Source organism: Veillonella magna (assembly GCF_959600285.1).
Lineage (GTDB): Bacteria > Bacillota > Negativicutes > Veillonellales > Veillonellaceae > Veillonella_A > Veillonella_A magna.
In genome coordinates, this window is sequence record NZ_CAUGKU010000001.1 from 134234 (window position 1) to 149224 (window position 14991).

The following is a 14991-nucleotide window of genomic DNA, read 5'->3' on the forward strand; positions in this document are numbered from 1 at the left end:
GTCCCTGACCGTTGCCCACGCAACCATAAGAAAAAGCCTGTAAGCTACATTCCGATGAAATATAGCTTACAGACTTTTTTAGTATCCAAGCGGGAACCTTGATTTGCAAAACTAATCCTCGTCTACATGATATTCCTCGCCGAATCCGTTCAGAATCAGGTTAAGAATCACCGCTGTCAAGCTGCCCAATGTAATCCCACTATGAAGCACAATCTTTGCCCAACCCGGGAAATTATGGTAGAAGTTCGGCACAGTCAATGTAATCATACTGATACCGATACTGATAGCTACCAACATCAGGTTGTAATTGCCTTCGAAGTTAACTTTAGACAATGCGCGAATACCGCTGGCAATAATCATACCGAACATGGCAAGACCGGCTCCGCCCAATACGGAGTTAGGAATGCAGGCTACGATAGCCGCCATTTTCGGGAACAACCCTAAGGCCACCAAGATGATGCCCGACGCAGCCACTACAAAACGACTCTTAACGCGAGTGACCGCTACAAGGCCTACATTCTGTGCAAATGCCGTGTACGGAAAGCTGTTAAGAATACCGCCCAGCAAGGTAGAAAGACCATCCGCGCGCAAACACTTAGCCAAGTTTTTGCGTCCGATAGGTCGTCCTACAATCTCGCCGATAGCAATGCAGTCACCGGTCGTTTCTACCATAACGACGAGCATTACGATACACATCGAAATGATAGAGCCTATATCAAAGACCGGCACACCGAAGGCCAAGGGAGTTACGATATCAAACCAGTTGGCACGCCCTACTTCGCTAAAATTAGCCTGTCCCAGCAGCATAGCAATCACCGTGCCACCGATAAGACCAATCAAAACAGCGATATTACTTAAGAAGCCTTTACAATAACGATATACAATGATAACGATACATAAGGTAATAAAGGCTAGCATAAGATGCATGGGACTTGCAAAATCCGGGGAATTCGGATTTCCGCCCCCACCAATCCAACGTACCGATACCGGCAATAATGTAATACCGATAATGGTAATAATGGTACCGGTTACTACCGGTGGGAACAGACGAATTAAACGACTGAAATACGGCGCAATGAGGAAGGTGAACAAACCTGCCGCAATGATGGCTCCGTAAATCGCCGTCATGCCGTGTTCAACCCCGATGAGTATCATCGGAGTTACGGAAGCAAAGGTTACGCCTTGAATCATAGGAATCTTAGCCCCTACTTTCCAAAAGCCGATGGTTTGAATCAACGTAGCAATCCCGCACGTGAATAAGTCCGCGTTGATCAAACGAATCAGTTCTTCAGGCGACAAGTGCATCGCCTGGGCGACAATAATAGGTACTGCTACTGCACCGGCATACATGGCCAACACGTGCTGAAGGCCATACGCAAACAGCTGCGTCACCGGTAGCATCTCATCGACCGGATGGATGTCGCGGTCTTTTACGTTATCGTTCATGGTTCACCTCTAAATTCTGCGTTAGTTATACGCTAATCGTGAAACTTGATACTACGACCTGTTCTTGCATCCCTTTGTGGTCCCGCTTTGATGGCATACCTGTTACACATATTTCGACAAATGTAAGCAAAATTCCTTTTTTCTTATCAATAAACTTACATACATTAGCTCTATTATTAATACACCGACATACCCTGTGCTGATACATGACGCTTTGTGCCGGTGTGCGACGTTAGGCTGATGTATGATGTTGTATGATGTTGTGCTGATGTACAATGTTGTACTGACGCACATAAACTACTTTATTTTATCCGGACGATCTGACGGATGTCCTTCACTGCCGTTAAGAAGCAAATTCATAGCAACCGCTACTAAGCTACCGAAGGTAATCCCACTGTGCATAACAATCTGTGCCCAAGACGGGAATTTGCTGAAGAAGTGCGGCTCTGCCAATGTAATCATCCCAAGGCTCAAGCTGACTGCTACGATCATCAGGTTGTAGTTGCCGTCAAAGGATACCTTACCCAATGCACGAATACCGCTGGCAATAATCATGCCGAACATGGCAAGCCCTGCTCCGCCGAGAACGGCACTCGGAATCGACGCGATAAGTGCGCCCATTTTAGGGAATAAGCCCAAGGCCAATAAGATAATACCGGAACAACTTACCACGAAACGACTCTTAATCCCCGTTACCGCCACGAGGCCTACATTCTGGGCAAAAGCGGAATGCGGGAAGCTGTTTAAGATTGATGCGATAAACGTAGATAACCCATCGGCGCGTAAACATGCAGCCAAACGTGGTTTGTCAATGCGGCGACCAACGATTTCACCGATAGCAATGCAGTCACCGGTCGTTTCCACCATAATAACCAACATAACTACAATCATGGAGATAATACCGGATAGTTCAAAGGTAGGTACACCAAAGAACAATGGCGGTACAATGCCCACCCAAGCTGCATGTTCCACAGCCGAGAAATTAGCATAGCCCATAAAGTAGGCGATTAAGGTACCTCCTACCAAGCCAATGAGAATGGACAAATTGCTGATAAACCCTTTAAAGCAACGATATACAATCACAACAATACCCAAGGTAATGAGCGACAATAACAAATTATGCATGCTTGCAAAATCCGGAGCTGCCGGATTACCGCCGCCGGCCCAGCGCACGGCTACCGGCAACAAAGAAATACCGATAAGAGTAATGATTGTCCCCGTAACAACCGGCGGGAAGAATCGAATTAAGCGGCTGAAATACGGCGATAGGAAAAACGCTACCGCCCCGGCTACCATAACCGCTCCGAAAATGCCCGGCAATCCTTGTTCGTGACCGATGACGAGCATCGGCGCTACCGATGCAAAGCTTACCCCTTGAATCATCGGAATTTTAGCCCCTACATTCCAAAAGCCCAATGTTTGAATCAACGTAGCTACGCCGGCAGCCATAAGGTCGGCATTAATTAAATATGTAAGCTGCTCCGTACTGAGCCCCAATGACTGGGCCACGATGATCGGCACGGCTACCGCACCGGCATACATGGCCAATACATGCTGTAATCCATAGGCAAACATATGGCCTACCGGCAGAATTTGGTCTACCGGACTTACTGTTGTTTCGCCTTGTTTCATTCTTCTTCAACTCCTGACTATTTCTTATACCCCGTATGTTTGAGTGGAAGGGAACGTCTTTCCTCACCATCAATACGACGATACGCATTTGAAATAGCCGGAGCCATCGGGATGCTACTGATTTCACCAATTCCTTTAGCACCGTACGCCATTTGATCCGGCGTTCCCTTTTCAATAAAGCTTACATGAATTTGAGGGCGCTGCTTGGCTCTAAGAAGACCAAGGGTGCCGTATTTACTTTTTACTTGTCCCTTATCCATAAGGAAATCTTCCGAAACGCCGTACCCCATGCCCATGAGTGTACCGCCTTCCACCTGACCTTCGCAGGCCTTCGGATTGATGACGCGACCTACATCGAAAGCCACGTCCATTTGGGACACAAAATTCTTTTCATCGATGGTTGCCACACAGGCACCGTAACCATATGCCACATGGCTGACCGGATGCGGTTTCGGCGATCCCATCTTATCGGTAATACCGTGATATTCCTGGTAGAATTCCATACCTTCCAAATCGGCAAGCGTCTTACCTGCCAACGCTTCTTTAAGATCGGCAGCTGCTTTGCGGGTAGCCTCACCGGTAAAGACGGTCTGTCTTGATGCCGTCGTAGTACCGGAATCCGGCGTTAAATCCGTATCCGGCGCTTCCATAACTACATCATCTGCCGAAATACCTGCCGTTTCGCATAGAATCTGCGTAGCCACAGTACCAATGCCCTGACCGATACAAGCGGCCGACGTACGAATATGTACCTTGCCATCGATAACCACAAGACGTACTCGACCTACGTCCGGCAAACCTACGCCGATACCACTGTTCTTCATGCATACCGCCAGCCCCGTACGTTCACCGGCATAGTAAGCATCCTTAACGGCTTCAAGGCATTCCACCAGACCCGTTTCCGGTCCGGCTAACTGCCCGTTCGGTAACGATTCCCCAGGGCGAATCGCATTTTTATAACGGAATTCCCACGGATCCATGCCTACCATCTCTGCGAGCAAGTCGATATTTACCTCTTGCCCGAAGCAACTTTGTGTTACCCCGAAACCACGGAACGCGCCGCCCGGTACATTGTTGGTATATACGCAGGTGCCTTCCACATAAAAGTTATCGTAATGGTACGGACCGCCGGAGTGCGTGCAGGCACGCTGTAATACCGGTCCGCCCAAGGATGCATAGGCACCGCAGTCGGATACGATAATTACCTTGCTGCCAACGATGTTGCCTTCTTCGTCGCAAGCGGTGGTAATATCCATTTCCATGGCATGACGTTTTACGTGAATGTCCAGACTTTCCTGACGAGAGAATTTAACCTTTACCGGTTTACCCGTTTTCCACGCCATAAGCGCCGCATGGTGCTGTACGCTCATGTCCTCTTTACCGCCGAAGCCGCCGCCGACGAGCATGCTGTGTACATGTACGGCCTCTGCCGGAATTTCCAACATCCGCGATACTTCATGCTGTTCATCGTATACGCTTTGTCCGCCTGTATATAAATCGAGTTCGCCATTATCGCGTTTTACGGCAATCGCACATTCCGGTTCCATAAACGCATGATCCGTTTGCGGAGTCGAATAATGACGCGTCACCACATATTTAGCATTAGCAATGGCTTCCTCCGCATTGCCGCGAGACAACACTTCATGGGCCAGTACATTCCCTTTCGGATGTAGCTTCGGAGCGCCCTCCGCCAATGCCTGCGCCGGCGAAGTAATCGGTTCCAATTCCGTATAATCTACATCGACTAACCCGCATACTTCATCAAGCGTTTCTTTATGGGTCGTCGCCACTAAAGCAATAGCATCGCCTACATAGCGCGTCGTATCGCCTTCTGCAATAAGTACGTCCCAATCCGGAATGATATGACCGGTCTTATTAAAAGGAACATCCTTTGCCACCAATACTTCTACGCAGTCCGGATGTGCCTTTGCTTTTGAAATATCGATTTTATTTACGATGGCCCGCGGATATTTAGAGCGTACTGCCTTGGCATAAATCATACCCGGCAATACCATATCATCTACATAACGACCGGTGCCCAAGGTTTTTTCCTTCGCATCCACCCGGTGAAGCAGCGTACCGATTTTACCGGACCGATCACTTTGCGGAATGGGTAAATCTTCGCGGAAAAATTTAGCAGCCATCAAGATGGCATCTTCAATTTTTACATACCCCGTACAACGGCAAATATTACCGTTAATGGCCAGCTTCACATCATCGCGCGTAGGATTGAGGTTTTCATCCAATAACGCTTTCGCACTGATGACCATACCGGGAATACAGAAACCACACTGTACAGCACCGCACTCGCCGAATGCGTACGCATAGACCTCGCGTTCCCGTTCAGTCAAACCTTCTATAGTAACTACGTGCTTACCTTCCAACATGGACAACTTAAACACGCAGGATTTTACTTTTTTACCGTCTACGATTACCGTACAAGCACCGCATGCACCGGCACCACAGCCGTCTTTAGTTCCCGTTAAATGCAATTCATCACGCAAGTAATCAAGTAGCTTCATGTCTTTTTCGGACTCGCGCCACTCACCATTTACCTGAAAACGAAACATATACAAGGAACCTCCCTTCGTTAGTTATCACTATTACAGGCACTGCGATACCAACCAGTACCGCAGACCTGTAATATTTATCTACATTATGCACATAGGCTAGAAATAATACGGCATCGTTTCTTCAAACGTTGCAATAATCGGTTGCAGCTCCGCCGGTACATCCGCTAACGGCGCTACGCCACGCTGCCCTTTAAAGCGGAAGCCCCACCGATCTCCCTCTTTATAGAAACCATCATTCGTGCTGGCTTCCATCCGCGCTTCATCAAGGAAGAGCGTCAAGCGATCCTTATACGGTTGGCACGGCTCGATACAATTACAAGCACAGTTGCCGCATTCGTTACACGATTCATCAATATGTATAATCAATTTTTTACCATCTACGGTAATCATTTCGTTAGTTCTGTTCGGGCATACGCGAACACAGTTGCCACAAGTAATCTTGCAAGCATAGTCCGTGGAACGCGCATCTTGGAAGCCCGGTTTGGCATCGCGCTTTTTGCGCATAGCCGCTGTTTTATGTAAGGCTTGGTTGCTCTTGGCTTCCTCTGCCAATGCTTCAATAGCGGCTACATCAAGTGTTCCCACCGTGCCATAGTCTACGGCTTCCACTTCCTTCGCCAAGGCATCCAGCTGATTGTAGCCGGCCCCCTGAAGAAGCGTCGTACATACGGTTACCGGCCAAATGCCGGCAGCAAAAATGCGTTTAATCGTCTTGCGATCCGCGCCACCGCTGTAAGAAATGGCCAATTTACCGTCACAAGCCTTGGCCAACGCTGCGGCTACAGAAATCGTCAACGGGAACAAGGACTTACCGGACATGTACATCTGCTCGCCCGGCAATTCACCGTGTCCAATCGTCACCGGGAAGGTATTCGTCAGCTTCACGCCAAACTGTTTGCCAATGCCCTCCGCCACTTTCTGAAGACGCTGAATCATCGGCACTGCATCATTCATTCCCGGATCGACTTCGAACTGATGCTTATCAAAGGTAACATAATCAAAGCCCGTTGCATCAAGTAGCTCGCGTACCGTGTCATACCCGAGCAGCGTTGGATTACATTTCAGATATACGTTCAGTTTCTTTTCCGTAATGAGATATTCGCAAATAGATTCAATTTCATTGGCCGGACAACCGTGCATGGTTGATAACGTAATAGACTGGCAAATTTCATCGCTAATGCTTTCCACATAAGCTGCATCAACATTGGTGAAGCGATGAAGATTTTGTAACGCCCACGCCTTGCAGCTCTGCCAGCATTCGGTAGCCCCTGCTTTTTTTAGATTTTCGATAAAACCATCGATCAACGGATCCTTGATACCGGCGAGGTTATAGCCTACGCTCATATTAAAGATAAAGCCGTTCGGATCGCCAAAGCCGAATTCCTTGCTGATAAGCTTTACCGCAAACCATGCTTTGATATATTCGTTCATGGCTTCATCAGCGCGATATTCCGATGACCATTCCACATTATATGCTTCATCGTTAGAGTTAATGCACGGACGAGGAATGCCCAGTTCTTCGCCGTACATGGTCTGTACGGTTTTCAACTCGATAAAACGCGCCCCGCCCACATAGGCTGCCACAATATTCTGCGCCAGCTGTGTGTGAGGACCGGCAGCCGGTCCCAAGGGATTCTCCATCGTTACGCCGAAAGCCGATAAGGTATCGCTTCCTTCATAGCGATGTATTGACTCCACATTAAAAATACGGTTATGCAACGCATATTCCTTAAAAATATGATTCATTAAGGTATCAAAACATACGGGATACATAATGTCGCTCATAAGGACACTCTCCTTTGTCTAATTAGATACCGGATACTCATCCGTCTTACGCCAACAGCCGCTTCCAAAGTCCGTCCGCCACGCGGCGTACCTCTTCCATCAGCTTTTCTTTATCCATACCCACCAACTGACGATCCTGCATGCGCACAACACCGTCACTAATCGTGGTGATTACATTCATACCGTTGGCGCCAAACAACAAATGTCCGTTTATATTTGTTGCATCTAATCGCGTCGGTGCCGTGTAATCCATTACGATAACATCCGCTGCCGCTCCCGCCTTCAGTATGCCTACCCGGGCATTGAGGAAATCACCGGCAATGTCTCTGTTATTGTCAAAGAGCATGGTAGGAATTTCCGTCCACCCTTGATTCGGTAATCCGCTTCTGTGTTTTACCAAGCAATTGGCTACCTTATACGATTCCAGCATATCACTGGTATAGCCGTCCGTACCGAGACCAAGTCGTACACCGGCTTTGTATAGTGCCAGGATGTCCGGTGCCCCCACAGCGTTGCCCATATTGCTTTCCGGATTATGTACCACCGTCGTCTTTGTCTCTTGTAAGCATTTAATTTCTTCCGCATCGACGTGAATGCAATGACCGGCAATCGTGCGATCGCCCAAAATGCCCTGGCGATACAACCGTTCCACCGTCCGTACACCGTACTTGGCCAAGCTGTCATCCACATCGGCCATACCTTCCGCTACATGAATGTGATAGCCTAACTTATCTATATTTTGTTCCCTTACATACGCCAACGTATCATCGCTTAATGTAAACGATGCATGTAAACCAAACATGGCACCTAAATGCGCCGGATCCTTAGCCGCTTCCTTGCCAAAGCGTACGTTTTCCGCTACCGCTTTTTCCATTTCTTCATGGCCGTTGCGATCGCTTACTTCATAGCAAAGACAGGAACGCACGCCGAATTGACGCGCTACATCGGCAATCACGCTAAGGGACCCTTCCGTTTCCCCATAACTGGCGTGATGATCAAAAATAGATGTCACGCCGTTTTCAATGCACGCCAGATAGGTAGCCACCGCACTGGCCCACACGTCCTCTTTCTTTAAATGGCGATCGAGGAAAAACCATAAGCCTTCTAATATTTCATTAAAATTGGTTGGATTATTACCGGGGATGCTAAGCCCGCGCGCAAGAGCCGAATAAATATGATGATGCGCGTTAATAAATCCGGGCATAATCAATTTACCGTGCGCGTTTACAACGGTCGCATCCGCATACTTACTTTTCAATGTATCATACGCACCGACTTCCACAATGGCTCCCTTATCCATTACCACTGCCCCGCGGGTGATGATAGGATTGGCAGGATCCCGTGTAATTACTGTGCCTTCACCAAGCAAAATCATAGGTAACTCCTTCCTGTAACGGCTTATAAGTGAATTCGAGTCCCCGTTTTACCTTCAATACCTTCACGGGCTTTTTCGAGAAGTGTAATAATAGCCGTACGACCTTTTTTACTTTCCGCAAATTTAATCGCTGCATCCACCTTAGGCAGCATGGAGCCGGCGGCAAACTGACCTTCTGCCGCATATTGACGCGCTTCTTCTACGGTAATATCATCCAGCCATTGCTGATTGGGTTTGCCAAAGTTTACAGCTACTTTTTCTATGGCCGTCAAAATGATGAAAACATCCGCATCAATTTCCGATGCCAACAAGCTACTGGTCCAATCCTTGTCGATAACCGCCGAAGCACCGGTTAAATGGTTCCCGTTATGTACAACCGGAATACCGCCACCGCCGCAGCAAATCACCAATTGTTTGCCAACGAGCTGTTTAATTGCTTCCAATTCCACAATTTCTACCGGTGCCGGCGAAGCTACGACACGGCGCCAGCCGCGACCGGAATCTTCTACGCATTTGTAGTCGTAATGTTCTTCCGCATACTTAGCTTCTTCTTCCGTCATGAAATGACCGATTGGTTTTGTAGGATGCTGAAACGCTGGATCTTCTTCATCCACGCGTACCTGCGTTACCATAGTCGACACTGCCAAATCCTTGATGTTTCGATTGAGCAGCTCTTCGCGAATAGCATTTTGCAAATCATACCCGATGTATGCTTGGCTCATGGCCACACATACGGATAACGGCGTATTCGGCTGCTTCGGATTTTCCCTAGACAATGCTGCCATAGCGTTATTAATCATGCCTACCTGCGGACCGTTACCATGCGTAACTACCACATCATAGCCGGCTTCCACTAAATCGACGATAACCTTAGATGTTCCCTTTACGGCAATCATCTGTTCCGGCAATGTATTTCCCAAAGCATTACCGCCTAAGGCGATAACAGCACGTTTTTTCATAATTCCACCTCAATTAATACCTGTGCTTCTATATCTATAAGCTTCATTTTTTTGTAAACATAAAGAGCTACCTGGGAACCCCAAGTAGCTCTCGTCTCTCTTAGCGGAGAACCCGTTTAGTTCCCTTTTCTTCTAATTCTTTTAAGAGACCTACCGGATCCTGGAATTTGCTCAAGAAAATCATAGCCGCAATAACATACGGTTTGTAGCTTGCTTCTTTGTAAAGCGGTACGCGATAACGATCGAATACAGTAGCATCTACTTCACCTTCGTCGCAACTTACCCCCGTAATATCTGCCGGCAAGCAGTGTAAGTATAATGCTTTGCCATCTTTCGTTAATTTCATCATATCTTCGGTGCAAGCCCAATCCTTGTGCTGTGCATTCTGTTCCAATAATTCTTTTTCCAGCTTTTTAATGCCTTCCATGTCGCCTTCACCGTACAAGTTGGTACGTTTTTCCATAGCAGCAAACGGTGCCCAGCTCTTCGGATATACGATGTCTGCATCTTTGAAAGCATCTTCCATGCTGTTCGTACGACGGAAAGAACCGCCGGATGCCTGTGCATTTTTCTTAGCTACTTCTTCTACTTCCGGCATTACTTCATAGCCTTCCGGATGCGCCAATACAACTTCCATGCCAAGGCGAGTGAAGAGACCGATTACCCCTTGCGGTACGGAAAGCGGTTTACCGTACGACGGGGAGTATGCCCAAGTCATAGCAATTTTTTTGCCTTTAAGGTTTTCAAGACCGCCGAATTCGTTGATGATATGTGCTGCATCGGCCATGCACTGTGTAGGATGATCGATATCGCACTGGAGGTTAACAAGGTTCGGACGCTGTTCCAATACGCCGTCTTCGTTACCTTCCTTAACTGCATCAGCTACAGCATGCATGTAGGCATTCCCTTTTCCGATATACATATCATCGCGGATACCGATAACATCAGCCATGAAGGAAATCATATTAGCCGTTTCACGTACGGTTTCGCCATGAGCAATCTGCGATTTACCTTCGTCGAGATCCTGTACTTCAAGACCTAACAAGTTACAAGCCGAAGCAAAGGAGAAACGAGTACGAGTAGAGTTATCGCGGAACAAGGAGATACCGAGACCGCTGTCGAACACTTTCGTAGAAATGTTGCGTTCGCGAAGAGCGCGAAGAGCATCGGCTACAGCCCAAACAGCTTTTAATTCATCTTCGGATTTTTCCCAAGTCAGGAAGAAATCATCACCGAACATGCCTTTGAAATCCAATTTTTCTAAATCTTTAATTGCTTTGTTGAAATCAGTCATTGTTGTATCCTCTTTTCAATGTATAGTTATTATCATATCTGCTGAATTATATCTGCTTAGTCACACCGCCTCGGCGACACAAGGTCGCCGTCGGTATGTATAGGATTTTATTTGCAGTACATGCCCGGTAAGGTTGCGTATACAGCGGCGCAATGTACAAGGTCTTCTTTCCAAGTTTTTTCGTTAGGCGCATGTGCCTGTGCTTCCGCACCCGGTCCAAAGCCGATGCACGGAATACCGTTACGGCCCATGATGGATACACCGTTTGTAGAGAAGGTCCATTTATCGGTAAGCGGACGAGCTTTACGCATTTCGATAGTCGTGGAGTCACCGATGCGTTCTTCACCGTACAATGCTTTATACGCTTCTTCCAAAGCTACCGTTACTTTGTGATCCTTCGGAATAACCCAGGTCGGGAAGTAGCATTCGATAGGATATACAAGACCGGTGTAGGACGGACGATCATACTGGTACATGGATACTTTTACATCGTCGCCATATTTTTTAACAGCCGGCAATGCACGAATTTCATCGAGGCAGCTTTCCCAAGTTTCACCGGCCGTCATGCGGCGGTCAAGAGATACTGCACAGGAGTCGGCTACGGCGCAACGGCTCGGGGACGTGAAGAAAATTTCGGAGGTCGTTACCGTACCGCGACCCAAGAAGCGAGCTTCTTCCCACTGATCGTTATATTTCGGGTCGAGCATTTTTACGAGACCTTTAATTTCCGTACCTTCTTCGGCATCATTTTCGTTAAGATCCCGAATGTTTTGAAGAATATCGGCCATTTTGTAAATCGCATTATCGCCGCGTTCCGGAGCCGAACCATGGCAGGATACGCCTTTAACGTCAATGCGGATTTCCATACGACCGCGCTGACCGCGATAGATACCGCCGTCCGTCGGTTCCGTGGATACTACGAATTCAGGACGAACACCGTCTTCCTTGATAATATATTCCCAGCAAAGACCGTCGCAGTCTTCTTCCTGTACCGTACCGGTAACGAGCACTTTATATTTATCATTTAAAAGACCTAAGTCCTTCATAATCTTAGCACCGTACACAGCGGATACGATACCGCCCATCTGGTCGGATACGCCACGACCACCGATTTCGGTTTCTGTTTCATAGCCTTCATACGGATCGAATTCCCAGTTATCGCGGTTACCGATACCTACTGTATCGATGTGAGCATCATAGCCAATCAATGTTTTACCGGTACCCATGTAACCAAGTACATTCCCCTGTTTATCGATGACAACTTCATCAAAGCCAACGGCACGCATTTCTTCGGCGATGCGGTCGATATGACCTTTTTCATCGCAGCTTTCGCCCGGAATGCGAACCAAGTCGCGTAAGAACTTAGTCATAGCGCCTTCATATCCCTGTGCCGCTTTTTTAATTGCTTCAAAATCCATTGTAAAATTCCTCCTCTGTGTCCAACCTACTTTACATGTGTTCTATGTATTAAAAGTGTATATCAAGTCCTGCACTACTCATTCGTATTACTTAGTTGAGGCTACCGTTACTATCCATAACGTAACGGTAATTGTGTCGCTATTGTCTTAGAAGTTTTTACCTTCCCATACGATTTCTTTGTAGCGAATCGGATCCGTGTCGCCTTCGGTGGAGAAGCAAAGCACCTTAGAATCTTTGCCAAGACCTAATTCATCACGCAGCTCTTTATACGCATCCATCGTCATAATTGCCGCTACCGTACCGAACGGAACCGCACCGGATTCACCGGATACGATAGGTTTGTCGCCTTTAAGCGGTGCTGCCGTCATGCGCATACCCAATTCCGCTACCCAGTCAGGAGCAGATACGAATACATCCACATGGTTACGCAGGATATCCCAAGAAATCGTGTTCGGTTCACCGCAAGCAAGCCCGGCCTGAATCGTCTGAAGGTCACCGCCTACGATACGCGGTTTGCCATCGCCGGCCAAAGCGCCTTGATACAAGCAATCGGCTGCCTGTGCTTCCACAACGATAATCTTCGGTTTTACCGGTGCATCCTTATAAAGATTAGTGAAATATCCGGTAACCGCGCCAGCTAAGGAACCAACCCCGGCCTGAACAAAGATGTGTGTCGGCATAACGCCCTTTTCTTTAAGCTGATCGCCGGCTTCCAATGCCATCGTACCGTAGCCCTGCATAATCCAACTCGGAATTTCTTCATAGCCGTCCCAAGCCGTATCTTGAACCACTACGCCGTTATCAACTTTAGCGGCTTCCGCTACTGCCTTACGTACGCAATCGTCATAGTTTAACTCTTCGATAGTAACCGTAGCGCCTTCTTTTTCAATATTCTTTAAGCGCGTCTCGGTGGTGCCCTTCGGCATAAAGATAACTGCCTTTTGACCTAACCGTTTAGCTGCCCACGCTACACCGCGACCATGGTTGCCGTCAGTGGCAGTAAAGAAGGTCGCCTGTCCGAATTCCTTGCGGAGCGCTTCGGAAGTGAATACATCGTAGGTTAATTCCGATACGTCCTTACCCAATTTCTGAGCTACATACTTAGCCATGGAGTAGGATCCGCCCAACACCTTAAAGGCGTTCAAACCAAAACGATAGGACTCATCCTTTACAAACAAGGTACCGAGACCGAGATGATCCGCCATCAGCGGCAGCTCCGTCAACGGAGTTACCTCATACTGCGGGAAGCTTTGATGAAAGGCTCTCGCTTTTTCCCCTTCTTCGATGGACATAATCGCCAGATTCGTATCCTCCGACTTCGTCATCGTGTTAACTACCCATTTCATTGCATCCATTCCGTTGTACTCCTCCTTTATAATGCGGCGTCTTTTTCCTTTACCGAATTAAGATCGCTGTATAACGTGAATTTTGAAATACCAAAGTAATCAGTAATTTTATCGGCTGCCTTAGATATTAAGAACACTCCGGCATCATTGAGATATTTAATCGCCTGACACCGTTGGGCTTTCGTCATTTCACCAGCCGGTACACCCACCAAGGCCACCGCCTGCGCAATTAAATCGTCCAGTAAGTCCGCTACGCTAGTGGTAATTCGTTCCGCATCCGGCTTTTCCGCGGGACCTTCCGTAAGCCCCGTGCTACCGGTAATACCGGCTACCGCTTTTTGCAGATTCAACAAATCCGTAATATCCGAGTTGATACAGAATACATAATGAATGTTGCCGTCTTCATCTCTGATATAAATGGTGCTGGACCGAAACACGCGACCGTCCTTGGTTCTTGTTAAATATCCATACCGATCAGCCAACTCTTTGTCGCCACTTTTAATGGCTTCCAGTACTGCATGGGAAGGTCCATCACCTACGCGACGATTGGATATCTCGCCGTTTTCTATGCAAACAATGGTGCCTTCCATGCCTTTTGTTCTCGCATCATGGATAACCACTTCACACGAGCTACCAAATTGCATCGCAAGCCCATGAGCGATTTGCTCCAGTTGCTTTAAACCATATTGCATAGGCCCTCCCTAACAATCTTTTTGGTTTACCTATTGTTTTTGGTAATCAATCTAACAATTTTTTAGGTTTCCCTATGGCCACATCATAACATACAGTTTGGCATACAACAATTGCTGTTTGGTTATAATTAAACACACTTTATATGTTTATTAGAAAATTTTCTTCATCACAGTAAAGAATTTAATCGAATTTCTATAGGATATACATTATTAATTTATCAATAAAATTCAACAAAGTCAGTGATTATGCGATTTTTCTTTTATCTCTTCTGTTCTCTCTATCCTAATTTCACTTCTTGCATATGCTATGTCTTTTAATCATCACTAACATAAAAATTATTTTGATTTATAACTTTTACCTAACAATTCGTTAGGTTTGTTTTGAAAATCCACCAAAAAATTTGTTTGGTACACCATTGATACGAGAATGTAGTAAGCAAAAGGAAGTAAACCATCAGTAACGAAAGCTC

At 47.1% G+C, this 14991-nt stretch carries 10 protein-coding genes; all 10 read right to left on the reverse strand.

Annotated elements, in window-relative coordinates; genetic code table 11:
- Positions 1-111: 111 nt before the first annotated feature.
- The gene (locus Q5873_RS00630) at positions 112-1401 is read right to left on the reverse strand and encodes a nucleobase:cation symporter-2 family protein (protein WP_438364086.1); all 1290 of its coding nucleotides are present in this window, start codon (positions 1399-1401) and stop codon (positions 112-114) included.
- A 342-nt stretch (positions 1402-1743) separates the two neighbouring features.
- Positions 1744-3078 carry a nucleobase:cation symporter-2 family protein gene (locus tag Q5873_RS00635; RefSeq protein ID WP_303058889.1) on the reverse strand — a complete coding sequence of 445 codons (1335 nt, stop codon included), beginning with the start codon at positions 3076-3078 and terminating at the stop codon, positions 1744-1746.
- Between the two features lie 17 nt (positions 3079-3095).
- On the reverse strand, positions 3096-5648 hold the full coding sequence (gene xdh / locus Q5873_RS00640) for a selenium-dependent xanthine dehydrogenase (protein ID WP_276789111.1): 2553 nt from the start codon (positions 5646-5648) through the stop codon (positions 3096-3098).
- Positions 5649-5747: 99 nt separating this feature from the next.
- Positions 5748-7436, reverse strand: a complete 1689-nt coding sequence (locus Q5873_RS00645) for a selenate reductase (protein WP_303058890.1) — start codon at positions 7434-7436, stop codon at positions 5748-5750.
- A gap of 46 nt (positions 7437-7482) precedes the next feature.
- Positions 7483-8811, reverse strand: coding sequence for a putative aminohydrolase SsnA (gene ssnA / locus Q5873_RS00650; protein ID WP_303058891.1), 1329 nt, complete (start codon positions 8809-8811; stop codon positions 7483-7485).
- Between the two features lie 23 nt (positions 8812-8834).
- Positions 8835-9770, reverse strand: a complete 936-nt coding sequence (arcC, locus tag Q5873_RS00655) for a carbamate kinase (RefSeq protein ID WP_303058893.1) — start codon at positions 9768-9770, stop codon at positions 8835-8837.
- A gap of 100 nt (positions 9771-9870) precedes the next feature.
- Positions 9871-11064 carry a knotted carbamoyltransferase YgeW gene (gene ygeW / locus Q5873_RS00660; protein ID WP_028255323.1) on the reverse strand — a complete coding sequence of 398 codons (1194 nt, stop codon included), beginning with the start codon at positions 11062-11064 and terminating at the stop codon, positions 9871-9873.
- A gap of 107 nt (positions 11065-11171) precedes the next feature.
- Positions 11172-12482, reverse strand: coding sequence for a YgeY family selenium metabolism-linked hydrolase (locus tag Q5873_RS00665; protein WP_028255324.1), 1311 nt, complete (start codon positions 12480-12482; stop codon positions 11172-11174).
- A gap of 147 nt (positions 12483-12629) precedes the next feature.
- The gene (dpaL, locus tag Q5873_RS00670; protein WP_303058895.1) at positions 12630-13838 is read right to left on the reverse strand and encodes a diaminopropionate ammonia-lyase; all 1209 of its coding nucleotides are present in this window, start codon (positions 13836-13838) and stop codon (positions 12630-12632) included.
- Positions 13839-13855: 17 nt separating this feature from the next.
- Positions 13856-14521 carry a helix-turn-helix transcriptional regulator gene (locus Q5873_RS00675; RefSeq protein ID WP_303058897.1) on the reverse strand — a complete coding sequence of 222 codons (666 nt, stop codon included), beginning with the start codon at positions 14519-14521 and terminating at the stop codon, positions 13856-13858.
- Positions 14522-14991: the final 470 nt, after the last annotated feature.

What these genes read in the sequence shown, in the direction of transcription:
- dpaL (WP_303058895.1), bottom strand. Translation starts at nt 13,838, where the DNA reads ATGGATGCAATGAAATGGGTAGTTAACACGATGACGAAGTCGGAGGAT.
- Q5873_RS00630 (WP_438364086.1), bottom strand. Translation starts at nt 1,401, where the DNA reads ATGCTACCGGTGACGCAGCTGTTTGCGTATGGCCTTCAGCACGTGTTG.
- Q5873_RS00645 (WP_303058890.1), bottom strand. Translation starts at nt 7,436, where the DNA reads ATGAGCGACATTATGTATCCCGTATGTTTTGATACCTTAATGAATCAT.
- ygeW (WP_028255323.1), bottom strand. Translation starts at nt 11,064, where the DNA reads ATGACTGATTTCAACAAAGCAATTAAAGATTTAGAAAAATTGGATTTC.
- Q5873_RS00665 (WP_028255324.1), bottom strand. Translation starts at nt 12,482, where the DNA reads ATGGATTTTGAAGCAATTAAAAAAGCGGCACAGGGATATGAAGGCGCT.
- arcC (WP_303058893.1), bottom strand. Translation starts at nt 9,770, where the DNA reads ATGAAAAAACGTGCTGTTATCGCCTTAGGCGGTAATGCTTTGGGAAAT.
- ssnA (WP_303058891.1), bottom strand. Translation starts at nt 8,811, where the DNA reads ATGATTTTGCTTGGTGAAGGCACAGTAATTACACGGGATCCTGCCAAT.
- Q5873_RS00675 (WP_303058897.1), bottom strand. Translation starts at nt 14,521, where the DNA reads ATGCAATATGGTTTAAAGCAACTGGAGCAAATCGCTCATGGGCTTGCG.
- xdh (WP_276789111.1), bottom strand. Translation starts at nt 5,648, where the DNA reads ATGTTTCGTTTTCAGGTAAATGGTGAGTGGCGCGAGTCCGAAAAAGAC.
- Q5873_RS00635 (WP_303058889.1), bottom strand. Translation starts at nt 3,078, where the DNA reads ATGAAACAAGGCGAAACAACAGTAAGTCCGGTAGACCAAATTCTGCCG.